General features: G+C 71.9%; 21 protein-coding genes. 10 read left to right on the top strand and 11 right to left on the bottom strand.

Features of this window, described 5'->3' with window-relative positions; genetic code table 11:
* Nucleotides 1-64: 64 nt before the first annotated feature.
* Both AB0C38_RS13190 and AB0C38_RS13195 read left to right on the top strand, forming a co-directional pair.
* Entirely contained in the window at nucleotides 65-946 is an 882-nt protein-coding gene (locus AB0C38_RS13190) for an NAD(P)-dependent oxidoreductase (RefSeq protein WP_360671341.1), read from the top strand.
* Entirely contained in the window at nucleotides 943-1,764 is an 822-nt protein-coding gene (locus tag AB0C38_RS13195; RefSeq protein WP_360671344.1) for a TIM barrel protein, read from the top strand. The genes AB0C38_RS13190 and AB0C38_RS13195 overlap by 4 nt, the downstream gene beginning before the upstream one ends.
* A gap of 5 nt (nucleotides 1,765-1,769) precedes the next feature.
* Here the strand turns inward: AB0C38_RS13195 and AB0C38_RS13200 are convergent, their stop codons facing one another.
* A complete protein-coding gene (locus AB0C38_RS13200; protein WP_360671347.1) occupies nucleotides 1,770-2,426 on the bottom strand; it encodes a GntR family transcriptional regulator in 657 nt (218 codons plus the stop codon).
* A gap of 146 nt (nucleotides 2,427-2,572) precedes the next feature.
* On the opposite strand from AB0C38_RS13200, the gene AB0C38_RS13205 reads away from it, so the two are divergent.
* From AB0C38_RS13205 to AB0C38_RS13230, 6 genes are read left to right on the top strand one after another with little or no spacing between them, the layout of a single operon-like run.
* On the top strand, nucleotides 2,573-3,517 hold the full coding sequence (locus AB0C38_RS13205; protein WP_360671350.1) for a transporter substrate-binding domain-containing protein: 945 nt from the start codon (nucleotides 2,573-2,575) through the stop codon (nucleotides 3,515-3,517).
* Nucleotides 3,514-4,440 carry an amino acid ABC transporter permease gene (locus AB0C38_RS13210; protein ID WP_360671353.1) on the top strand — a complete coding sequence of 309 codons (927 nt, stop codon included), beginning with the start codon at nucleotides 3,514-3,516 and terminating at the stop codon, nucleotides 4,438-4,440. The genes AB0C38_RS13205 and AB0C38_RS13210 overlap by 4 nt, the downstream gene beginning before the upstream one ends.
* Nucleotides 4,424-5,233: an amino acid ABC transporter ATP-binding protein gene (locus AB0C38_RS13215; RefSeq protein WP_360671356.1), complete on the top strand. Its 810-nt coding sequence runs from the start codon at nucleotides 4,424-4,426 to the stop codon at nucleotides 5,231-5,233. The genes AB0C38_RS13210 and AB0C38_RS13215 overlap by 17 nt, the downstream gene beginning before the upstream one ends.
* A gap of 26 nt (nucleotides 5,234-5,259) precedes the next feature.
* On the top strand, nucleotides 5,260-6,075 hold the full coding sequence (locus AB0C38_RS13220) for an enoyl-CoA hydratase-related protein (protein WP_360671359.1): 816 nt from the start codon (nucleotides 5,260-5,262) through the stop codon (nucleotides 6,073-6,075).
* Entirely contained in the window at nucleotides 6,072-8,207 is a 2,136-nt protein-coding gene (locus tag AB0C38_RS13225; protein WP_360671362.1) for an acetate--CoA ligase family protein, read from the top strand. Before AB0C38_RS13220 ends, AB0C38_RS13225 begins: the two co-directional genes overlap by 4 nt.
* Nucleotides 8,204-9,361, top strand: coding sequence for an amidohydrolase family protein (locus tag AB0C38_RS13230; RefSeq protein ID WP_360671364.1), 1,158 nt, complete (start codon nucleotides 8,204-8,206; stop codon nucleotides 9,359-9,361). The genes AB0C38_RS13225 and AB0C38_RS13230 overlap by 4 nt, the downstream gene beginning before the upstream one ends.
* Nucleotides 9,362-9,377: 16 nt before the next feature.
* On the opposite strand, the gene AB0C38_RS13235 is transcribed toward AB0C38_RS13230, so the two are convergent.
* Nucleotides 9,378-9,797, bottom strand: coding sequence for a DUF1232 domain-containing protein (locus AB0C38_RS13235; RefSeq protein WP_360671367.1), 420 nt, complete (start codon nucleotides 9,795-9,797; stop codon nucleotides 9,378-9,380).
* A gap of 176 nt (nucleotides 9,798-9,973) precedes the next feature.
* Between AB0C38_RS13235 and AB0C38_RS13240 the strand changes: the two genes are divergently transcribed.
* Nucleotides 9,974-11,020: a sodium:proton exchanger gene (locus tag AB0C38_RS13240; RefSeq protein ID WP_360671370.1), complete on the top strand. Its 1,047-nt coding sequence runs from the start codon at nucleotides 9,974-9,976 to the stop codon at nucleotides 11,018-11,020.
* On the opposite strand, the gene pqqE is transcribed toward AB0C38_RS13240, so the two are convergent.
* The 8 genes from pqqE to AB0C38_RS13280 form a co-directional block, all read right to left on the bottom strand.
* A complete protein-coding gene (pqqE, locus tag AB0C38_RS13245; RefSeq protein WP_360671373.1) occupies nucleotides 10,983-12,059 on the bottom strand; it encodes a pyrroloquinoline quinone biosynthesis protein PqqE in 1,077 nt (358 codons plus the stop codon). The genes AB0C38_RS13240 and pqqE overlap by 38 nt on opposite strands.
* A complete protein-coding gene (gene pqqD, locus AB0C38_RS13250) occupies nucleotides 12,052-12,312 on the bottom strand; it encodes a pyrroloquinoline quinone biosynthesis peptide chaperone PqqD (RefSeq protein ID WP_360671376.1) in 261 nt (86 codons plus the stop codon). The genes pqqE and pqqD overlap by 8 nt, the downstream gene beginning before the upstream one ends.
* Before the next feature lie 11 nt (nucleotides 12,313-12,323).
* Nucleotides 12,324-13,010, bottom strand: coding sequence for a pyrroloquinoline-quinone synthase PqqC (pqqC, locus tag AB0C38_RS13255; RefSeq protein WP_360671380.1), 687 nt, complete (start codon nucleotides 13,008-13,010; stop codon nucleotides 12,324-12,326).
* A 68-nt stretch (nucleotides 13,011-13,078) separates the two neighbouring features.
* Nucleotides 13,079-13,174 (bottom strand): pyrroloquinoline quinone precursor peptide PqqA, encoded by a 96-nt coding sequence (pqqA, locus tag AB0C38_RS13260; RefSeq protein WP_360671383.1) that lies wholly within the window; start codon nucleotides 13,172-13,174, stop codon nucleotides 13,079-13,081.
* A 36-nt stretch (nucleotides 13,175-13,210) separates the two neighbouring features.
* Complete coding sequence (locus AB0C38_RS13265; RefSeq protein ID WP_360671386.1) at nucleotides 13,211-14,911, bottom strand: PQQ-dependent dehydrogenase, methanol/ethanol family; 1,701 nt, start codon at nucleotides 14,909-14,911, stop codon at nucleotides 13,211-13,213.
* Between the two features lie 13 nt (nucleotides 14,912-14,924).
* A complete protein-coding gene (locus AB0C38_RS13270) occupies nucleotides 14,925-15,386 on the bottom strand; it encodes an MSMEG_3727 family PQQ-associated protein (protein WP_360671388.1) in 462 nt (153 codons plus the stop codon).
* A 104-nt stretch (nucleotides 15,387-15,490) separates the two neighbouring features.
* A complete protein-coding gene (gene katG / locus AB0C38_RS13275) occupies nucleotides 15,491-17,617 on the bottom strand; it encodes a catalase/peroxidase HPI (RefSeq protein ID WP_360671391.1) in 2,127 nt (708 codons plus the stop codon).
* A gap of 16 nt (nucleotides 17,618-17,633) precedes the next feature.
* Nucleotides 17,634-19,007, bottom strand: a complete 1,374-nt coding sequence (locus AB0C38_RS13280) for a LytTR family transcriptional regulator DNA-binding domain-containing protein (protein WP_360671394.1) — start codon at nucleotides 19,005-19,007, stop codon at nucleotides 17,634-17,636.
* Nucleotides 19,008-19,213: 206 nt separating this feature from the next.
* Between AB0C38_RS13280 and AB0C38_RS13285 the strand changes: the two genes are divergently transcribed.
* Nucleotides 19,214-19,684, top strand: a complete 471-nt coding sequence (locus AB0C38_RS13285) for a hypothetical protein (RefSeq protein ID WP_360671397.1) — start codon at nucleotides 19,214-19,216, stop codon at nucleotides 19,682-19,684.
* A 16-nt stretch (nucleotides 19,685-19,700) separates the two neighbouring features.
* Here AB0C38_RS13285 and asnB read toward each other — a convergent pair whose 3' ends face one another.
* Complete coding sequence (asnB, locus tag AB0C38_RS13290) at nucleotides 19,701-21,536, bottom strand: asparagine synthase (glutamine-hydrolyzing) (RefSeq protein ID WP_360671400.1); 1,836 nt, start codon at nucleotides 21,534-21,536, stop codon at nucleotides 19,701-19,703.
* Nucleotides 21,537-21,648: the final 112 nt, after the last annotated feature.

Consider the following 21,648-nt stretch of genomic DNA (forward strand, 5'->3'; position numbering starts at 1 on the left):
AGGAAGGCTGAGCCGCGACCGGGTCACCACCGAAGGGGCCCGGCTTCCGCCGAAGGGAGACAGCGTGCGCATCGCGGTCGTCGGCTTGGGGGTCATGGGACTCCCGATGTCCCTCAACCTCGTCCGAGCCGGCTTCGAGGTCACCGGGTTCACGCGGACCGCCGAGCGCGGCCGTCCGCTCGCCGACGCCGGGGGCACGCTCGCCCCCTCGCTCGCGGAAGCACTCGACGGCGCCGAGGCCGTGGTCACGATGCTGCCCGACACCCCGGACGTCCAGGCGGTCTACGAGACGGTTTTCCCAGCGGTGGCACCAGGAACGCTCCTGCTGGAGATGAGCACCATCCAGCCCGGCGCGGCCGCCGCGTTGCACGAGCGCGCCGCCGAAGCGGAGCTGGCGATGCTCGACGCCCCGGTCAGCGGCGGCGAAGCGGGCGCGAAAGACGGTTCACTGTCGATCATGTGCGGCGGGGCTCCGGAGACACTCGAGCGCGCGCGGCCGGTGCTCGAAGCCGTCGGCAAGACGATCGTGCTGGTCGGCGGGCCCGGCAGCGGACAGACGGTCAAGGCCGCGAACCAGCTGCTCGTCGCCGGGACCCTCCAGCTGGTCTCCGAAGCGCTGGTGTTCCTCGACGTGCACGACGTCGACCTCGCACCCGCGCTCGACGTCTTGGGCGGCGGTCTGGCCGGCAGCACCGTGTTGTCCCGCAAGGGAAAGGCGATGCTGGACGGGAACTTCGCACCCGGGTTCCGCGTCGATCTGCACCACAAGGACCTCCGGATCTACGGCGCGGCCGCCCAGGAACACGACGTCTTCTCCCCCGCCGGCGCCCTGGTCGCCCAGCTGATGGCGGCGCTGCGCGCGGCGGGTCACGGCGACTCGGACCACTCGGCGCTGCTGAAGCAGGTCGCCGCGCTGTCCGGCCACGACCGCTGGAGCGACCGATGACCGGCACCCTGCCCTTGGTGGCGAACGTCTCCCTGCTGTTCACGGAAGTCCCGTACCTGCACCGCTTCCAGCGCGCGGCGGACGCCGGGTTCAGCCGGGTCGAGACGTGGTGGCCGTGGCCGGTCGCCGTGCCGGAAGAGTCCGATGTGGACGCCTTCGCCGCCGCCCTCGCCGACGCGGGCACCAGCCTGACCGGCCTCAACCTCTTCGCCGGCGACATGCCCGGCGGTGAACGCGGCATCGTCTCGAACCCCCGGCGCCGCGACGAGTTCTCCGCGAACCTCGACCTCGTCGCGACGATCGCCGAACGGACCGGTTGCCGAGCCTTCAACGCCCTCTACGGCCAGCGTCACGCCGATCCCGCCGCGGAGGACGCCGTGGCGCGGGAAAACCTGGCGCAGGCGACGCGACGGCTTGGCGACCTCGGCGGAACTGTGCTGGTCGAACCGCTGGGCCGCGGGCTGAACGGCGCCTATCCGCTGGAAACCGCCGCCGACGCCGTCGCGGTGGTCGAAGAAGTCCGCGCCACCACCGGTTCCGCCGCGATCGGCCTGCTCTTCGACACCTTCCACCTCGCCACGAGCGGCGACGACCTGAACGGGGTCGCGGCCGCCCACGCCGGGCTGATCGCGCACGTCCAGCTCGCCGACTCCCCCGGCCGCGGCGAACCCGGCACCGGCGGCGTCGACTTCGCCGGCGCCCTGGAAACCCTGTGGCAGCACGGGTATCGCGGCACCGTGGCGTGCGAGTACAAGCCGACCACCGTCACCGAGGACTCGTTCGGCTGGCTCGCCGGGTTACCGAGGCTGAGCCGATGAGGCCGTCACGCGCGTTTCGCGGCGTCCGCCAGCAGCATGTCCCGGCAGCCGTGCAGGTCGGCGCGCATCGCGTCCTCGGCCGAAGCGCAATCGCCGGCGCGGATGGCGTCGAGGATCGCCGCGTGCTTGTCGGTCAGCCCGGCCAGGTCGGTCGACGCGGTGCGCCGGACCTGCGCGATGCACAGCTGGGCCTCGCCCATGACGGTGCCGTGCATGCGTTCCAGCCGCGGGCTGCCCACCGCGCCGACGAGCGCGCGGTGGAACGCGACGTCCGCCTCGGTGTGGTCGGAGTGCGCGGCCTGCTCCGCGGCCAGGCGCATCATGTTCAGGGCCTGCTGCGCGCCGGCGGGCACGGACTTGGTGCCGGCCAGCGTGCGCACGGCGAGCGTCTCGACCGGCTCACGGCTGAAGTAGATGTCGACGATGTCCTGCGCCGACAGCTGCGGCACGATCGAACTGCGCCGCGGCCCGCGCCGCAGGACGCCCTCCGCGCACAACCGGTCGAGGCCGGCCTTCGCGGTGGGGCGCGCGACGTCGAAGCGGCCCGCGACCCACGCCTCGGTCAGCCGCAGCCCGGGCGCGATCTCGCCGCGGATGATCTGCTGGCGCAGCGCCTGGCTGAGCGACTCCACCAGCGACGGGGCTCCGAGCACCGACGACACCGGGGGTACCTCCTGGGGTCACGGGGGTCACCGCGGTCGCGGGACCCGGCCAGTCTAGGCCAGCGGCCGCCGTCGCGGGCCGATCAGGTCAGACCAGATTTGCCAGGCAATCCCGCTCGACACCGTCGTCGACCAGAGGAGTCCCCATGAGAAAGCTCGTGCCCGCGCTCCTGGCGAGCGTAGCCGTGGCCGCCGTCGTGAGCGGCTGCACGAACCAGGACACGCCGGTCGGGGGCACCGGTCCGGCGGGCCCCACCGCGCCGGTTTCCGTGGCGCCCGCCGCGGCCGATCCGGCGCTCAAGGCGATGGTGCCCGCGGACATCGCGGCGAAGGGGACCATCGACGGCGGCGCCAACTTCCAGGCCGCGCCGATGGCGATGTACGTCGCCGGCACCAAGACCCCGACCGGCGCGGTCGTCGAGCTCGTCGAGCAGGCGGCCGGCAAGCTGGGGCTCAAGGTCACGTGGCAGCAGGTGCTCTACCCCGACCAGCTGCCCGCGATGCAGGCGGGCAAGATCGTCGTCAGCGGGTCGGCCAGCGCCGCCAACGCCGAAATCATCGCGAAGGCCAACGTGGTCGGCGCGTTCAAGAACCTGCAGGGCATCCTCGCCACGTCGGCGAAGGCGGGTGAGTTCACCACGCTCGACGACGTGTGCGGCAAGAACATCGGCCTGGGCAAGGCGGCCGCCGCCACCGTGGCGATCTTCCAGGACATCGCGAAGCACTGCACGCAGGGCGGGCTGCCCGCGCCGGTGATGATCGGGCTCTCGGCCACCGCGGACATCGTGCTGGCCGTGCAGTCGGGCCGCGTCGACGGCGGCATGATCCCGACCCCGACCGTCGTCTACACGGCGCAGCAGTCGCAGGGCAAGCTCGTGGCCACCAAGTCGAGCGACGCGATCGCGGCGGCGATCGACGAAGGCTTGGAGGGCTTCACCATCGCCAAGGACCAGCCCGAGCTGGCGAAGGCGTTCCAGGCGGCGGTGAACGCGATGGTCAAGGACGGCACCTACGCCCAGATCCTCACCAAGTTCGGCCTGCCGCGCAACCAGCTGGTCGACACCGCGACGCTGAACCAGGCCACGCGGTGAGCACCGTCGAAGCGGGCCCGCGGTTCACCCGCGCCGACCCCGTCCCGCAGCTGCACGCGACCCGGTCGCCGGCCGGCCGCTGGATCTCCTGGCTGGCCCTGGCGATCGTGCTGCTGATCATCCTGAACACGCTGCTGCACAACGACAACATCCACCTCGTGGTGATCGTGCGGTACCTGTTCGACTGGCGGATCCTCGAGGGTGTGCTCGGCGCGATCGCGCTGGCGCTCGTGTCGTTCGTGATCGCGTCGGTGATCGGCGTGGTCGTCGGGTACGCCCGGGTCAGCCGCAACCCGGTGGCGCGGACGGCGAGCTGGCTGTACGTGTGGTTCTTCCGCAGCGTGCCGCTGATCGTGTTCATCCTGATCTTCGGCAACTTCGCGCTGTTCCTGCCCCGGCTGGGCATCGGGATCCCGTTCACCGACATCAGCTTCTGGTCCGTGCCCACCAACTCGGTCCTCGTGCCGATGGTCGCGGGCGGCGTGGCGCTGTCGCTGGAGCAAGGCGCCTACCTCGCGGAGATCGTCCGCTCGGGCACGCAGTCGGTGCCGGATTCGCAGCGCGAGGCCGCGGCCGCGATGGGGCTGAGCACGTGGCAGATCGAGCGGAAGGTCGTGCTGCCGCAGGCGATCGCGGTGATGATCCCGCCGGCCGGCAGCACCTTCGTGATGCTGCTCAAGTCGACGTCGCTGGTGTACGCGATCGCCGGCACCGAAGTCCTCGGCGTCGCCGAGCAGATCGCGTCGCAGAACCTCGCGACGATGGAGATGCTCTTCGTCGCCTCGATCTGGTACCTCGCGCTGACCAGCCTCGCCGCGCTCGGGCAGCGCTACCTCGAACGCCGGGCCGGCGCCTACCGCCGCCGCCTCCGCGCGGTCACGACCGCCACCACCGAAGGGAGTTCCGGTGCTCGCAGCGCATGACCACGACCCCGCCACGCGGGACCACCCGGAATCCGGCGACGGCCTGCTCGAGGTCGTCGGCGTCTCGAAGAGCTTCGGCGACACCCCGGTCCTCGACGCCGTCGACTTCTCCCTCGCCGAGGGTGCGGTCGCCTGCCTGATCGGGCCGTCGGGGTCGGGCAAGAGCACGCTCCTGCGGTGCGTCAACGGCCTGCTCACCCCGGACCGCGGGCACGTGCTGCTCGACGGCGAGATCGTCGGGCGGGAGGTGCGCGGCGGGAAGCTGCACGAGCTGCCGCGCAAACGGCTGCTCGCGCAACGCCGCCGCTTCGGCGTGGTGTTCCAGCACTTCGAGCTGTTCCCGCACCTCACCGCGCTGGGCAACCTCACGCTCGCCCCGCTCCTGCACCGCGTGCACACCCGTGAGGAGGCCGAGGAACGCGCGCTCGGCATCCTCGACCGCGTCGGGCTGAAGGACCGGGCGCACCACCACCCGGGGCAGCTGTCCGGCGGGCAGCAGCAGCGCGTGGCGATCGCGCGGGCGCTGATGCAGCAGCCCGACGTGATGCTGTTCGACGAGCCGACCTCGGCGCTGGACCCCGAGCTCGTCGGCGAGGTCCTCCGCGCGATGCGGGAGCTGGCCGCCGACGGCATGACGATGGTCGTGGTCACGCACGAGATGCGGTTCGCCCGTGACGTGTCCGACCAGGTCGTGTTCCTGGCCGACGGCCACGTCCTGGAGGCCGGGCCACCCGGCGAGTTCTTCGAGGCCCCGCGCACCGAACGTGCGCGGGCGTTCCTCCGCCAGCTCTGAACACCCCTTCCCGAGAGGAGACCGCGATGTCCTACGACCCCACCGCCGCACCCACCGGCCTGGAGTTCGTGCGTTACGAGAAGAAGGGCCACGTCGCCTACGTGACGATCGACCGGCCCGAGGTCCGCAACGCCCTGCACACCTACGCCTACCAGGACCTGCGGCGCGTCTGGCTGGACATGCAGCGCGACCCGGACGTGCACGTGGGCATCCTGACCGGGGCGGGCAAGGCGTTCTGCGCGGGCCGCGACATCAAGTTCCTCGCCGGCTACCAGGCTCGCGGCGAGCAGACCCCGCACGAGAACCCGGGCAACGCCGACTACTTCTGGGGCGGCGGCGGGATGCCCTACGACGCGCAGCTCGACAAGCCGCTGATCGCGGCGATCAACGGGTTCGCGGTAGGCGTCGGCCTGACCCTGGCGATGCAGTGCCAGCTGCGGGTGATGGCCGACGACGCGTGGCTCGGCGACCAGCACACCAACGTCGGGCGGCTCGGCTCGCCCCAGGCGAAGTACCTCGCGCTCCCCCGCGCCACGGCGGCGTTCCTGACGCTGTGCAACGGCCGGCTGACCGCGCCGGAAGCCCTGCAGCAGGGCATCGTGAACAAAGTCGCGCCGCAGGAGGAGATCCTCGCGAAGGCCGAGGAGCTGGCCGCGATGGTGGTCGCGGGATCGCCGAGCGCCGTGCAGGCGGCGACGCGGCTGTACCGCATCTCGTCGGTCAACCCCGCGCTCGACGAGTACGCCCGGCAGCTCGACCGGGACGTCGCCGGGACCGACGACTCGAAGGAGGGCAGCCGCGCGTTCGTCGAGCGCCGCACGCCCGTCTGGCAGGGCCGGTGAGCGCCGGGCCGGATCACGAGGTGCTGGGCCGGATCCTCGCCCCGCGCTCGGTCGCGGTGATCGGGGCCAGCGACCGGGCGGGCAACCGGGGCGGCACGGCCGCGGCGCTGCTGCGCAAGTTCGGCTTCCGCGGCAGCGTCCACCCCGTGCACCCGACCGCGGAAACCGTCGCCGGATACCCGGCCGTGCGGTCGATCGGCGAGCTGCCGCCCGAGGTGGACGTCGCGATCATCGGCCTCGGCGCGGCCGGGGTGGCGGGCGCGGTGCGGGAGCTGCACACGGCCGGGATCCCCGGCGCGATCGCGTGGGCCGGCGGCTTCAGCGAGAACGGTCCCGAGGGTGCGCGGCTGCAGGCGGAGCTCACCAGAACCGTGCGCGAGACCGGCGTGCGGCTCGTCGGGCCGAACTGTCTCGGCGTGGTGAACACCGCCGTCGGCTTCACCGGCACGTTCGCGACCTGGCTTGGCGCCTCCGACCGGCTGCTGACCAGCGGGATCGCCATGGTCAGCCAGAGCGGCGGGCTCGCGGCGAACGCGCACGCGTGGTCCCAGGAGTCCGGCATCGGGTTCCGGTACATGATCAGCAGCGGCAACGAGGTCGACCTCGGCGTCGTCGACCTCCTCGGCTACGTGGTCGAGGACCCGGGCACGGAGATCGTGCTGGCCTACCTGGAGGGCGTGCGCGACGGCGCGCGGTTCGCCGCGACCCTGCGCCGGGCGCGTGAGCTGGGCAAACCGGTGCTCGTGCTCAAGGTCGGGCACTCGGCGGCCAGCGCCGCCGCGATCGCCGCGCACACCGGGGCGCTGGCGGGCGAGACGCGGGTGTGGGACGCGCTGCTGGAGGCCGAAGGCGCGATCCAGGTGCACTCCGTCGAACAGCTGCTGGAGACCGCGAAGTACCTCCACGGGCGCGCCGGGCTCCCGCCGCTGCGCGGGCGGCGGGTGGTGATCATCGGGCACGGTGGCGGTTCCGGGGTGCTGGCGGCCGACCAGTGCGGGATCGCCGGGCTCGACGTGCCGGCGTTGTCCGCGGCCACCCGGGAAGCGCTCGCGCCGACCATGCCGGCGATCGCGTCGGCGAAGAACCCGATCGACCTCACGCCGGAGGCCTACGTCCAGGAGCGGTGGCGGGCGCAGCTGCCGTCCACTTTGGACGTCATCGCGCGGTCCGGGGAGGCGGACGTCGTCCTCACGCAGTTCGGCGTCGGCGAGACCGTGCACCCGCACGACCTGGCCGGGCCGGTGATCGACCTGCACCGCGACGGCCGGATCGCCGTCGCCGTGTACTCGCGGGAGGACGGGGTCGCCCGGAAGCTCTACCACGACGCCGGCCTGCACGTGTTCGCCGACCAGCGCGTGGCGGTGGAGACGCTGGGCCTGCTGACCCGTCCCCTCCGCACGGCGGACCCCACGCTGGCCGCAGAAGCAAAACGGCTGGTCACCGCGGTCGAGGTGCCGGAGCTGCCCTCGGTGGGTGACGGCGAGGTCGTGGCCGAGCACGAGGTGCACCGGCTGCTCTCCGAAGCCGGGTTCGACGTCCTGCGCAGCGCCACCGCGCACTCCCCCGAGGAGGCCGCGGACCTGGCCGCGGGGCTGGGTTTCCCGGTGGTGCTCAAGGTGCTGTCGCCGCAGATCACGCACCGCGCGGCCGCCGGGCTGGTCCGGCTCGACGTGGCGGACCGGGCCACGGCCGAACGGACGTTCCGGGAGTTCGCCACCCGCACCGCGGCGCTGGGCGCGGACCTGCTGGGCGTGCTGGTGCAGCAGTCGGCGCCCACGGGCACGGAGCTGCTGGTGTCCGGGTTCCGCGACCCGGTGTTCGGACCCGTGGTGTCGTGCGGCGCGGGCGGGGTCGCCACCGAACTGATCGACGACCTGAGTTTCGCCCTCGCGCCGCTCGACGAGGACGCGGCACTGGCGTTGCTGCAACGGCTGCGGACCACCGGCAAGCCGAAGGGACTGCCGCTCGCCGAAGCGGGTGCGCGGGCCGCCGCGTTCCTCGTGCGGTTCTCGCGGCTGGTCGCCGGGCTGCCGTGGCGGGGGTTCGTGCTGGAGCTGAACCCGGTCCTGGTCACCGCCGGCCGTGCGATCCCGCTCGACGGTCTCCTCGTGGTCAGCGACGCCACCCGATGACGGCACCGGATCTGCTGCTCACCGGCGGCGAGGTCGCCGGGGCCGGCCGGCTCGACGTGGCCGTGACGGGCGCCACCGTCACGGCCATCGGCCCGGACCTCGACCGCACCGCCGGCCGCGTGGTCGACGTCCGCGGCCACCTGGTCACGGCGGGGCTGGTCGACCTGCACACGCACGTCTTCGCCCCCGGCACGCACCTCGGCGTGCTCCCGGACGTCGCGGGCGTGCTCTCCGGCGTCACGACGGTCGTCGACGCGGGCAGCGCCGGACCCGCCAACTTCGCCGAGTTCGCGGAGCTGATCCCCGGCAGCCGCACGGAGATCGTGCCATTCGTCCACATCGGACACAACGGCCTCGCCGCCCGCCCCGACGTGGCCGCGGCCTCCGACCTCGACCCCGGCGGCGTCCGGCGCGTCCTGGCCGCGCACCCGGACCTCGTGCGCGGGATCAAGGTCCGGCTGGTCTCCCCCGCGCTGCAGGTCGCGGGCCTGGACATGCTCCGCACCGCGCGCACGGTGGCGCGGGAGTTCGGCGTGCCGCTGATGGTGCACATCGGCGACATCGACGGCCCGGGCGGCCCGCGGCTGGGCCCGGACACGATGGACCTGCTGGACCCGGGCGACATCGTCACGCACGTGTACACCGCCAACCCGGGCGGCGTGCTGGACGCTCGCGGCCGCGTCCACCCGGAGGTCCACGCGGCCGCCGACCGCGGCGTCCTGTTCGACGCGGCGCACGGCTGCAAGAACCTGTCCTTCGAGGTGGCGCGGCGCGTGCTCGACCAGGGGGTGCCGCTGCACGCGGTGAGCACGGACCTGACGCTCACCGGGCGGCGCCAGATCGTCTTCTCCCTGACCGAGGTGATGAGCCGCTACCTGGCGCTCGGCTTCACCGTCGAGGAAGTCGTCCGGATGACGACGTCGGGCCCCGCGGCGGCGGCGGGCATCGCCGACCGCAGCGGAACCCTCGCGGTCGGCCGGACGGCGGACATCTCGGTACTGGCACTGTCCGAAGGGGACTGGACGGTCTCGGACTCCTTCGGCGGGACACTGCGGGTGAAGCAGTCGTTCTCGCCGGTGCTGACGGTGCGGGCGGGGTCGGTGGTGGAACCGGCGGAGGCGCCCCACCCGTGGGGCTGGCTCCCCGAGGAGTAGCAGCTGAGTCCAGTCGTCACGCTGAACGGTCCAACCCGGCCAGGCGGGTGAGAGCGGCGAAGCCGTCGTCCGTGCCGGGCCAATGCGCCCGCACGGCGTCGAGCCCGGCGCGGCGGATGACGCCGCGGAGCACCGCGATGACGACGATCGCGTCGTCGGCGTAACCGAGGACCGGGATGACGTCGGGAATCAGGTCGATCGGGAAGGCCAGGTAGGCCAGCAGGAGCCCCAGCCGGATCCGGATCCCGCGGGGGAGGGCCGGGTCCGTGGCGAGCGCGCGGACCAGGCGCAGCACGTCGGGCAGCAGCCGCAACGCTTCCCGCAGCAGACCGCCCCGTGGCCGCACCACGATCAGGACCACGACCAGCGCGAGCCAGGCCACCAGTAAGGCCGAGGCGGCACCGATCAGGAGATCCCACCAGAACGAGCCGGTCACCCCTGGATCCTAATGCCGGTGCCGGGCGCGATCGACCGCAGCGGAAATCGTAGGATTCCGTCCGCGAACGGGACGTTTTCCTGCTCTCGTTTTCACGCGAGCGGGAAAGCATGGCCGGAACGGCGCCGACCTGCGATGATCGGATACGGGGGCCTTCTCGGAAGGGAACTCCGGCAATGTCGATCGTGCTGTTCGTCGTCGGTGCGACTTTGCTGATCTACAGCGCGGAGAGGCTGATCGTCTACCTCGTGGGCGCGGCGGCCGGGCTGCGCGTCTCCGTTTTCCTGCTCGCGATCATCTTCACCGGAATCGAATTCGACGACGTCGCCCTCGGCGTCGCGCTGAACGTCGAAGATCTCAGCGACGTCGCGCTGGGAACCGTCTTCGGCACGGCGATCTCGATGATCGGAATCGTGCTCGCCCTCGCCGCGATCATTTCGCCGACGAAAGTGGATATCCCGCGCCCGTACCTCGCGCTGTTCGCCGCCGCGCCGCTGGTGCTGATCCCGTTCGTCGTCTTCCAGCCCCTCACGCCGGTCTACGGCGTCGTGCTCGTGCTGCTTTTCGTGGCTTTCATCGGCTATGTGACCGTCCGGGAACTCAAACGCTCCACGCCGGTCTTCCGCAACGCGGAAATCCTCGAGAAGCTGGCGGTCGGCGCGCCGTCCGGGCCCCCGCCGACGAGCGACGTGCCCACCGACAAGCCCCCCTTCGCCGTGACGATGCCGTTCGGCAAGGGCCGCCCGCTCCCCGGCTGGGCCGCGATCGGGTTCGCCGTCGCCGCGCTCGCCGGGCTCGTCGCCGGCGCCGCCATCACCAGTTACGGCACCCAAGGGATCCTGGAGGACTACCACATCCAGGGCGCCTTGTTCGGCGCCACGATCGCCACCCTCGTGCTCACCCTCGAGGACCTGTTCCTGACCGTCGAACCCACCCGTAAGGGCGCGCCCGATCTCGGCGTCGGGAACGTCATCGGCAGCGTCGTCTTCGGCGTGACCGCGAAGCTCGGCATCATCCTGCTCGCGGGAGGCAGCATCGCCGTCGACGACGACGTCCTCTCCTGGCACCTGCCGGTGCTCGTCGGCATGACGGGCCTCGCGGCGTACTTCCTCTCCACCCGCCGGTTGCGGCGCTGGCACGGGTTCCTGCTGCTCGCGCTCTACATCGCCTACTGGGCCCTCAGCTTCATTTTCTTCGGCGGGGCACCAGTGGAGGCGGACTGACGGAGGCGGCGTTCGCCTCTTCGACCGCCCGCGCGACGAGGTCGTGGTCGGGCGAGAGGTGACAGACCGGGTCGGTGCGCGCGGCGTCGCCGGTGAGCTGGAACGCCTGGCACCGGCAGCCCCCGAAGTCGAGCTCCCGCCGGTCGCAGCCGCGGCAGGGATCCGGCAGCCAGTCCGTCCCCCGGAACGCCGTCATGACCGGCGCCTCGGCCCAGATCCGGTCCAGCGGGTCGTCCCGCACGCTGGCTCGCGGCAGGGGCAGGGACTGCGCGGCCGGGCACGGCAGGACGTCGCCGTTCGGCGTCACGGTCAGCTGCCTGGATGCCCAGCCGCCCATGCACGGCTTCGGGTAGCGGCTGTAGTAGTCGGGCAGGACGTAGAGGACGTCCATCCGGTCCCGCAGCCGCTCGCGCGCCTCCCGGACGACGGTCTCGGCGGCGTCGAGCTGGGCCCGGCTCGGCAGCAGCGCGGATCGGTTTCGCCAGGCCCAGCCGTAGTACTGGGTGTTGGCCAGCTCGACCCGGTCGGCGCCGGCCTCCTCGGCCAGCGCGAGCAGTTCGGCGACGCGGCCGATGTTCTGCCGGTGCAGCACCACGTTCAGGGTCAGCGGCCAGCCCAGCTCCTTGACCACGCGCATGGCCTCGACCTTGCGCCGGAAGGAGGTGGTCCCGGCGATCCGGTCGGACAGCACGGGTTCGTCGGACTGGACGCTGACCTGCACGTGGTCCAGGCCGGCGTCCCGCAGCCGCTCCGCCTTCTCTCGCGAAAGCCCGAGGGCACTGGTCACGAGGTTGGTGTACAGGCCGAGCTCGTGGGCCTCCGCGACGATCTCGACGAGGTCGCGCCGCAGCAGCGGTTCCCCGCCGGACAGGTGGCACTGCAGCACGCCCAGATCACGGGCCTCGCCCAGCACGCGCCGCCATTCGCCGGTGGTCAGCTCGTCGGCGTAGTCGGCCAGGTTCACGGGGTTCGAGCAGTACGCGCAGGCCAGCGGGCAGCGGTAGGTGAGCTCGGCCAGCAGCCCGAACGGGCTATCCATCGGCGAGCTCCACACAGCGCCGGGCGACGAGCCGCGTCAGGAACCGCCGCACCTCGTCATCGGGGACGCTCCCGTACCGCACCCCCAGCTCGGCCACGACTTCGGCCACGGTGCGCCGCCCGTCGCACAGCTCGAGGATGTCCGCGCCGCTGCCGTTCAGCACCACGACCGTCTCGGGGAGCAGCAGGACGTGCCGCTGCCGGGCCCGGTCGAAGCTCATCCGGACGTGGCGAGCCAGGCGGGGACGGTCCACTGTGGACACGCTCATTCCGGGTAGGCCCGGTCGATGGCGTCCATCAGGCTCCACAGGACATCGCACTTGAACGACAGCGCGTCGACCGCGCGGGCCTGGGCCTCGGCGGACCGGCAGTGCTCGGTGACCACCTCGAGCGCGTGCTCGCAGTCGCGCGGGGCCTGCTCCAGGCGGGTCCGGAAGTAGGCGAGCCCCGCGGGGTCGAGCCACGGGTACCACCGCTCGAACGCGGCCAGCCGCTGCGCCATCAGATCGGGCGCGAACAGCTCGGTGAGCGACGACGCGACCGCCTCCACCCACGGGCGGGTCCGGGCGAAGGTCACGTACGCGTCGACCGCGAACCGCACCCCGGGCACCAGGTGCCGGTGGTCCTGGACCTCTTCGCGGGTCAGCCCGGCGGCCTCGCCGAGACGCAGCCACGCCTCGATCCCGCCCTCGCCGGCCTGCCGGCCGTCGTGGTCGGTGATCCGCCGGATCCAGCGGCGGCGGGCCTCGACGTCGGGACAGCCGGCGAGGATCGCCGCGTCCTTGCGGGGGATGTTCTCCTGGTAGTAGAAGCGGTTGGCCACCCAGCCGCGGATCTGCGCGCGGCTCAGCAGGCCGTCGTTCATCCGCACGTGGAACGGGTGCTGGTCGTGGTACCGGCGCGAGTGCGCCCGCAACGTCTCGACGAAGCTCGCCTCGGCTGTCGTCGTCACCGCATCACACCCTTCCTTCCGTGCGGAACCGGCGCCGGACCCCCTGGCCCGGCGCCGTCCCGCGGCCGCTAGTCGTCCAGCTGGGCGACGTACATCGTCACCTCGGGCGCGACGGCGATCTCGTCGAACTCGGGCGTCTCCCACACAACGGCTTGAGGCTCCATGACTTCACCTCCTCCGCCTGGTCCGCAGGCAAGGTGTCACGACGTTTCCGGCAGGGCGAACACGATCAGGGCGCTGCCGTGGCCCGCGCCGAGCATGCCGGGGAGGAAGCCCTCGGCCCAGCCGCCCCAGCCGACCGGCACGGCGATGTACTGCCGTCCGTCGATCGCGTACGTCGTCGGGCTGCTGTGGTGACCGCTGCCGCACTGGAACTGCCACAGCAGGTCCCCGGTCCGCGCGTCCAGCGCGTTGAGCTCACCGGACGGCTCGCCGGCGAACACCAGGTCACCGCCGGTGGCCAGCGTCGACGCGCACATCGGAAGCTCGTTGCGCCAGCGCCACTTCTCCTCGCCATCGGCGTCGAAAGCGCTTACCGAACCGGCCATGTCGTCGATGTCCACCGCGACGCCCGCACCCCAGTACGGGATGCTCTCCCGGAACTCCCGGCGCCGCCGGGTGGCCGTGGCCCCGGTGTCCTGCACCGGGACGTAGAACAGCCCCGTCTTCGGGCTGTAGGACGCGTGGGTCCATTCCTTGGCACCCGCCGGGCCCGGGTAGAAGTGGACCGGCTCGCCCTCCTTCTCCGGGTAGACCTTGGCCGTGACCTTCCCGTCCCGGGTGATCGCGCCCCAGGTGATGCGGTCCACGAAGGGGGTGACCCGCACCAGCGAGCCGTCCGTGCGGTCCAGGACGAAGAAGTAGCCGTTCTTGTCGAAGTGGCCGAGCAGCTTGCGTCCCTCGTGCTCGAACAGGATGCACTCGGCGATGCTGTCGTAGTCCCACAGGTCGTGCGGTGTGCACTGGTAGTGCCAGCGGATCTGACCACTGTCGACGTCGACGGCGACGATGCTGTCGGTGAAGAGGTTGTCCCCTTCCCGGACCTCGCCGTCGAAGTCGGGCGCCGGGTTGCCGGTGCCCACGTAGAGCAGGTTCGTCTCCGGGTCGAACGTGCCGGTGAGCCAGCAGTTCGCCCCGCCCCGCGCCCAGGCCTCGCCCTCGGCCGGCCAGGTCTCCGAGCCGGGCTCGCCGGGCTTCGGCACCGTGTAGAGGCGCCACTGGTGGTCCCCGGTCTCGAGGTCGAACGCGTCGAGGTGACCGCGCACGCCGAACTCGCCGCCGGAGCTGCCGACGATGACCAGGTTCTTCACGACCAGCGGCGCGACCGTGGCACTCTCCCCGGCGCGCACGTCACCGGTGGTCTTGACCCAGACCCGCTTGCCGGTGGTGGCGTCGAGCGCGACCAGCCGCGCGTTCGCCGTGACGAAGAAGACCTTGCCCGCGGCCACCGCCACGCCGCGGTTGACGTTCCCGCAGCACAGCGAAACGTCGAAGGGCACCGCGTGCTTGTACCGCCAGATCTCCACCCCCGTCTTCGCGTCGAGGGCCCACACCCAGCCGTCCCAGCCGGAGAGGAACATGATCCCGTCGACGACGATCGGGGCGGCCTCGAACGAGTACGTCGACGCGCCCGCGATCAGGCCGGTCGTCCCGGCCTGGAAGATCCACGCGGGGGTGAGCCGCTTCACGGTCTCGGTGTTGATCTGGTCCAGCGAGCTGTACCGCTGCCCGTTGTAGGAACCGTAGTAGGTGAGCCAGTTGTGGGGCTCCTGGCCGGCGTTGAGGATGCGCTCGTACCCGACCTGCGCCACCACCGGCGGCGCGATCTCGCCACCCGCGACCTTGCCGCTCAGCTTCGCCTGGTCGATGGCCTCGCCCGCGTCCACGTACTCGACAGTCATGTCGTCCTCCTCACTAGGGCCGCGGCTGCGGGGGTCGGTCGAGGCGGGCCTCCGGCGGCGCGTCCCCGAGGACGACGATCGCGCCGGTCAGCCCCCGGCCTTCGTCGTTGCCCGTGGGCGAGCTGAACCAGTAGTAGCCCGGCCCGTCGAGGTTGAGCGTCGCGCGGCCCCGGGAATGGTTGACCAGCCAGATGAACTTCCGGTCGCCGTTGCTCGGCAGCAGCGCGCAGTGCGTGTTCCGGTCGTCGTTGATGAGTTCGAGCTCGAGATCACCCTCATGGGGCATGACCACAATGGACGGATCCCAGGTCAGCTCGTCCGGGTTGATGCGGACGGTCGCGTGCAAGCGGCCGTCCGGCCCTTCGGTGGCTTGCCCGATGTTCCCGGTTCCCAGCACCGCGCCCAGCGATGCTTTGTTCTGCGCGTCCAACCCGATCTTGTTCAGCAGGTCGGTGCGCTCTTGGATGCTCGTCATCGGCCTTCGTCCTCCTCGCCCTGATCTCCATGGGCGAAAATCAAGCTACGCCGGGCAAGGCGGCCGGGCGGGCCTCGTGCCGTTCATCCGCCGGCGGCTACCGTTCACACCCGATCGGGCCCCGCTACCCCGAGGTCGTCCCGGTCGAGGTTCATGACCTTGTCCCACGCGGCCACGAAGTCGCGCACGAACCTCTCCCCCGCGTCGTCGCCCGCGTAGACCTCCGCCAGCGCCCGCAGTTCGGCGTGCGAACCGAAGACCAGGTCGACGCGGCTGCCGGTCCACCTCACCTCCCCGGTGACACGGTCCCGTCCCTCGAAGACCTCCCCGGCGGGCTGCCACCGCAGACCCGGGTCGAGTAGGTTCACGAAGAAGTCGTTGGTCAACGTCCCGGGCCGCGCGGTGAAGACGCCCAGCGGCGACCGGCGGTGGTTCGCGCCCATGACGCGCAGACCGCCCACCAGCACCGTCAGCTCGGGCGGGCTCAAACCGAGCAGGTCCGCCCGGTCGACCAGCTGCCACTCCGCCTGCGGGCCGTTCCCCCGGTAGTTGCGGAATCCGTCGGCGACCGGTTCGAGCACGGCGAAAGACTCCGTGTCGGTCCACTCCTGGGTCGCGTCCGTGCGTCCCGGCGCGAACGGGACTTCGACGTCGTGGCCGGCGTCCCGGGCCGCCTGCTCGACGGCGGCCACGCCCCCGAGCACGATCAGGTCGGCCAGCGAGATCTCCCGGCCCGACGCTTCCCGGACCTCCGCCAGGGTGCGCAGCACCCGGGCGAGCCGGTCGGGCTCGTTGACCGCCCAGCCGCGCTGCGGCTCGAGGCGGACGCGGCCGCCGTTCGCACCGCCGCGCTTGTCGGTACCGCGGAACGTCGAGGCCGACGCCCACGCCGTCGAGACGAGCTCGGCGACCGACAGCCCGGAAGCGAGGATCGCCCGTTTGAGCGCGGCGATGTCCGCCGCGGAGACGAGCTCGTGGTCCACGGCGGGCACCGGGTCCTGCCAGAGCAGCCGCTCCGCCGGGACCAGCGGTCCGAGGTAGCGGTCGATCGGCCCCAGGTCGAGGTGCGTCAGCTTGAACCAGACCCGCGCGAAAGCGCTTGCCAGCCGGTCCGGGTGCGCCAGGAAACCCCGGGCGATCGGCTCGTAGACCGGGTCCATCCGCAGCGCGAGGTCCGTCGTCAGGATCACCGGGGCGTGCGTCTTCGCGGGATCGTGGGCGTCGGGCACGGTGCCGGCTCCCCCGCCGTCGCGCGGGATCCACTGCCACAGACCGGCCGGGCTCAGCTCGAGGTCCCACTCGTAGCCGAACAGCGTCTCGAAGAAGCTGTTGTCCCAGCTCGTCGGCGTCGGGGTCCAGGTGCCCGCCAGGCCGCTGGAGATCGTGTCCGCGCCCTTGCCGGTGCCGTGGCCGCTGCGCCAGCCCAGGCCTTGCTCCTCCAGCGCGGCCCCCTCGGGACCGGGTCCGAGGAAGGCGTCCGGGTCGGCGGCGCCGTGGGTCTTGCCGAACGTGTGCCCGCCCGCGATCAGCGCGACGGTCTCCTCGTCGTTCATCCCCATGCGGCGGAACGTCTCGCGGATGTCCCGGGCCGAGGTGAGCGGGTCCGGGACGGTGTTCGGTCCTTCCGGGTTGACGTAGATGAGGCCCATCTGGTCGGCGGCCAGGGGGTGCCGCAGGGCCCGGACGCCGCGGTGCCGCTCGTCGCCCAGCCAGGCGGGCTCGGAACCCCAGTCGACGTCGTCGGGCTCCCAGACGTCCCGGCGCCCACCCGCGAAGCCGAACGTCGTGAAGCCCATTGTCTCCAGTGCGCGGTTGCCCGCGAAGACCATCAGGTCGGCCCACGAGATCTTGCGGCCGTACTTGCGCTTCACCGGCCAGAGCAGCCGGCGCGCCTTGTCGAGGTTGCGGTTGTCCGGCCAGCTGTTCTGCGGCGCGAAGCGTTGCATGCCCGCGGCCGGACCGCCCCGGCCGTCGCCGATCCGGTACGTCCCGGCGCAGTGCCAGACCATCCGGAGCACGAGCGGCCCGTAGTGGCCGAAGTCGGCGGGCCACCACTCCTGCGACGTCGTCAGCACGTCGTCGACGTCTCTCGCCAGTGCGTCGAGATCGAGGGTCCGGAACGCCGCCGCGTAGTCGAAGTCCGGCCCCATCGGGTCGCCCGCGGCGGGGTGCCTCCGGAGGACCCCCAGGTCGAGCCGGTCCGGCCACCACTCTCGGTTGCGGTCACGCACGGGAGTCCTCCGCGGCTCAGATGTTCAGCGCGCGGCGCACGGCCGGAGCGTTGCGCCGGGAGACCGGCACCAGCTCGTCCGCCTCGCCGTCCATGACGAGCAGCAGCTCGCCCTTGTTCCCGCGCTCGATCTCCCGGATGCGGCTGAGGTTGACGACGTACCGGCGGTGCACGCGCAGGAAGCCGGCCCCGGCCAGCTCGGTGTCGAGCTTGTCCAGGCTCGGCGACGCGGCTCGCAGGCGCCCTTGCGCGGTCGACAGCCACACGTCGTTGCCCTCCGACTCCGCGAGCGAAACTTCCGGCAGCCGCAGCAGCACCATCCGGTTCTCGCGCACCCCGACCAGCCGGCGCGGCGGCACGCCGGGCCCTTCCGCCGGGGGCAGCGGCGGCCCGTCGGAAACCCCGAACGAGACCAGGTGCCCGATCAGGTGCGCGGAGGAGAAGACGGGCCGGATGCTGATCGCGGTCGGCCCGTCGGCGAGGTGGGTGAAGATCTGCGTCGAGCCGACCCAGTCGGGGTTGTGCGCGGCCTGTTCGCTGGCGTGGCGGGCGGCGCCGATCAGCTCCGGCAGCCCGGGGTTCCACCGCAGGGTGGCGTCGATCGCCGGGGTCGAGGCCGGGACGCCCATGAGCACGCTCGCCTTGTCGTCCGCGATCACGGCCTTGCCCGCCGTGTCCACCGCGGCCAGCGGCGTGCCGGAGCGGGCGCCGGCCTGGGTGTAGGCCGCGACCAGCTCGGCGCCGCTGTCGCGGGCCCGGCTCTTCAGCGCGCGCTGGGTCTTGGCGACCGCGTTCGCCAGCCACCCGCCCGCGGACGGGGGAAGCCGGCTGCGCCAGCAGCAGAGGCTCAGTCCCCCGATCGGCTCCCCCGTCACCACGTCCCGCACGGCGATACCCGCGCTGACCCAGTTGTGGAACGCCTGGCACCAGTGCTCCGCGCCGCTGATCAGCACCGGACCGTGCGCTTCCAGGGCCGTGCCCATGCCGTTCGTCCCCGCCGCGCACTCCGACCAGCAGAACCAGGGCGCCAGGTTGAAGTCGGTGGCCCGGGCGAGCGTGGCCGGGTCGCCCCATTCGCCCAGGATCCGGCCGGCGGCGTCGGTGACGATGACAACGCCGTGCAGGTTGCCCATTTCGTGCGCGACGGAGGCGGCGCGAAAACCCAGCTCGGCGAAGACGACATCGTGTTCGGGTGTGTGGTCGCGCCCGGGGGCGGCGACCGGAGCTTCCCTCAGGTGGGGGTTGACCCGGTACCGCTCCCGGCAGCGCTGCCAGGAGATCGCCACCACGGGCCGGACGCCGGGGACCTGGTCGTCGCCCCGCACGAACCGTTCCCACGCCTCGAACACGGCTCCCGCCGCTTGTCCTTCGAACCGGTGTGCATCGATCATGGTGGAGAACCACCTTCGGCCATCACCGACGCCCGACGGCAACGCCTCGCGCGTCTCTGGCTTCGTCATTGCGTCACGATCGGCACCACCCACTCTAGGGATCGTCGCCGGGCCGCGCATGTCCCTCGGCCAGCGGAACCCGTACGGCCGATCGCCACAGCCGCCGAACGTGCAACCTTGCGGCCGGGCACTTCCGTCCTGGGAGGGTGCCCCTGCGAAGACTGCCCGCCGTGTCCGGCGTCCTGCTGCTCCTGCTCGCCACCGCGTGCGGCCGCGCCGCACCGGGGTCCGGAGACGTGCCGGCGCTGTGCTCCCCCGGCTACGAACCCCGGGAACTCGTCGACCAGCCCCTCCAGCCGGCGCTGCCCAGCATCTCCGGCCGCACCCCGGCCAGGCAGCAGCCCGCCGAAGCCCGCACCACGGACACGGCCGCGATCAAGAAGATCGCAGCCGCCGCGTGCTCCCTGCCGACGCCGGGGGCGGACATGGCCTGCACCCTCGAACTCGGACCGGGCTACGAACTCCGCTTCGTCGACACCCGAGGCGGGACGACGACCGTCACCGCCGCCGGTTTCGGCTGCCAGTTCGTCGAAGGGCTGGGCGCCCGCCGCTACGACGCGAAGCCCCTCTGGGACGCCCTCGCCGCCGCCGGTCTCCCCGCGCCGCCACCGCGCTAGCGTCGCTCCGGCGGGGTCAGGAGAGTTTGAGGCTGGGTTTCGTGATGTCCAGCCAGACGGCGACGTCGAGGATCCGCTCGAAGGTGAAGCGGGCCGCGGGGTCCACGTCGGCGGGGTTCCGGCCGGCCGCTTCGGCGACCTTCTTCGGATCGCACATGAACAACGCGTCGGTGTTCGCCTCGGCGAGGACGTCCCGTACCTGCTGCTGGAGTGCGGCCACGTACCGGAGGTCCTGGGTCGAGGGGTAGCCGCTCTTGCGGCGGGCCGCCACCGAGTCCGGGAGCAGGTCCCGGGCCGCCGTGCGGAGCAGGCTCTTCTCGTGGCCGTCGAAGGTGTGCATCGACCAGGGGACGTTGTACAGGTACTGCACCAGGCGGTGGTCGCAGAACGGGACCCTGGTCTCCACGCCCGCGCGCATCGCCATCCGGTCCAGGCGGTCTTCCAGCGTGCGCATGAAGCGGGTCAGGCCCAGGTAGGCGAGCTCGCGTTGCTTGCGCCGGCGGGTGTCCTCGCCGTCCAGGTGGGGGACCTCGGTGAGCGCGTCGTGGTAGCCGTCCTTGGTGAACCCCGGGAGGTCGATCAGGTCGATGAACTCCTGGGTCATGTAGGACGAGGTGTTCAGCTGCGGCCAGGCGACGAACCAGGGGAAGTTCTCGCCCGAGTAGACCGCTTCGGCGTGGTGCCAGAGGTGGCCCATGAAGATCTCGTCGCCGGCTTCTCCGCTCAACGCCACCGTGACGTGTTCCTTGAGTGCCTTGAACAGCAGGAAGATCGAGCTGTTCATGTCACCCATGCCGTAGGGCGCGTCCCACGCGGCCACGACCTCCCGGCGCACGTCCGGGTCGGACAGGGCGCGGTGGTCCAGGACGAGCTGGTGGTGCTCGGTCCCGACGTGCGCCACGACGTCGGCGATGTAGGGGCCGTCGGCACTCCCCCGGATGCTGTCGGGCTTGAAGTTTTCGGTCTGGTCGGGAAAGTCGACCGAGAACGTGCGGACGACCTCACCGCGGGAACGCAGGCTGCGGTCGGCCAGGCCGGTGAGCACGCTGGAGTCCAGGCCGCCGGACAGCAGCACGCCCCGGGGCACGTCGGCCACCAGCTCGTGCGCGACATTGTCCTCGATCATCTCCCGGACCGTCCGGATCGTGGATTCCCGGTCCTCGGTGTGCGGTTCGGCAGTCAGGCGCCAGTAGGTGTGCTCGCGCAGGCCGGACCGGTCCACGGTGACCACGGTGCCCGGGCGGACGATCTTCACCCCGGACCAGACGCCTTCGTCGGTGGTCGGGAAACCCAGCAGCAGCCGGCGGATGCCGTCGGTGTCGACCACCGGCTCCGCCAGCGGGTGCGCCAGGACCGCCTTCGGCTCCGAGCCGAACAGGACGCCGTCCGGGGTCGGGAAGTAGTGCAACGGCTTGGTGCCCAGGCGGTCGCGGATGAGGACCAGGCGCTCGGTCCGGCCGTCCCACAGCCCGATCGCGCACATCCCGATCATCCGCTCGGCGATCGCCTCGCCCCACTCCAGGTACCCGCGCAGCACGACTTCGGTGTCGCTCGCGGTCCGGAACCGGTGCCCGCGCCGGCGCAGTTCGTCGCGCAGTTCGACGAAGTTGTACGTCTCCCCGCTGTAGGTGAGCACGACCTCGCCGTCCGGGGTGTCGACCGACATCGGCTGGGTACCGCCGGGCAGGTCGATGATGGAGAGCCGGCGGTGGCCGAAGGCGGCGTGCGTGCCGGTCCAGATCCCCCACTCGTCCGGGCCGCGCTGGCGCATGCTGTGCGTCATGGCCTCGATGGCGGGCCGTTCCCTGGTCAGGTCACGGTCGAACGACACCCAGCCGGCAACCCCGCACATGTTTGCTCCCTCCGTTGCGGCGGATCGTATCCACGCTCGGCGGCAGCGACAACGAACATAGGGGTTGGGCCCCCAGGCCGTGCGTGGTGGAGTGTGACCGGAGGTGGATCCG

The sequence above is a fragment of the Amycolatopsis sp. NPDC048633 genome (assembly GCF_040650695.1).
Classification (GTDB): Bacteria; Actinomycetota; Actinomycetes; order Mycobacteriales; family Pseudonocardiaceae; genus Amycolatopsis.

Coding starts and splice junctions, on each gene's coding strand:
- AB0C38_RS13195 (WP_360671344.1), top strand. CDS start 943: ATGACCGGCACCCTGCCCTTGGTGGCGAACGTCTCCCTGCTGTTCACG.
- AB0C38_RS13205 (WP_360671350.1), top strand. CDS start 2,573: ATGAGAAAGCTCGTGCCCGCGCTCCTGGCGAGCGTAGCCGTGGCCGCC.
- AB0C38_RS13220 (WP_360671359.1), top strand. CDS start 5,260: ATGTCCTACGACCCCACCGCCGCACCCACCGGCCTGGAGTTCGTGCGT.
- AB0C38_RS13230 (WP_360671364.1), top strand. CDS start 8,204: ATGACGGCACCGGATCTGCTGCTCACCGGCGGCGAGGTCGCCGGGGCC.
- AB0C38_RS13240 (WP_360671370.1), top strand. CDS start 9,974: ATGTCGATCGTGCTGTTCGTCGTCGGTGCGACTTTGCTGATCTACAGC.
- pqqE (WP_360671373.1), bottom strand. CDS start 12,059: ATGGATAGCCCGTTCGGGCTGCTGGCCGAGCTCACCTACCGCTGCCCG.
- pqqA (WP_360671383.1), bottom strand. CDS start 13,174: ATGGAGCCTCAAGCCGTTGTGTGGGAGACGCCCGAGTTCGACGAGATC.
- AB0C38_RS13265 (WP_360671386.1), bottom strand. CDS start 14,911: ATGACTGTCGAGTACGTGGACGCGGGCGAGGCCATCGACCAGGCGAAG.
- AB0C38_RS13270 (WP_360671388.1), bottom strand. CDS start 15,386: ATGACGAGCATCCAAGAGCGCACCGACCTGCTGAACAAGATCGGGTTG.
- AB0C38_RS13280 (WP_360671394.1), bottom strand. CDS start 19,007: ATGATCGATGCACACCGGTTCGAAGGACAAGCGGCGGGAGCCGTGTTC.
- asnB (WP_360671400.1), bottom strand. CDS start 21,536: ATGTGCGGGGTTGCCGGCTGGGTGTCGTTCGACCGTGACCTGACCAGG.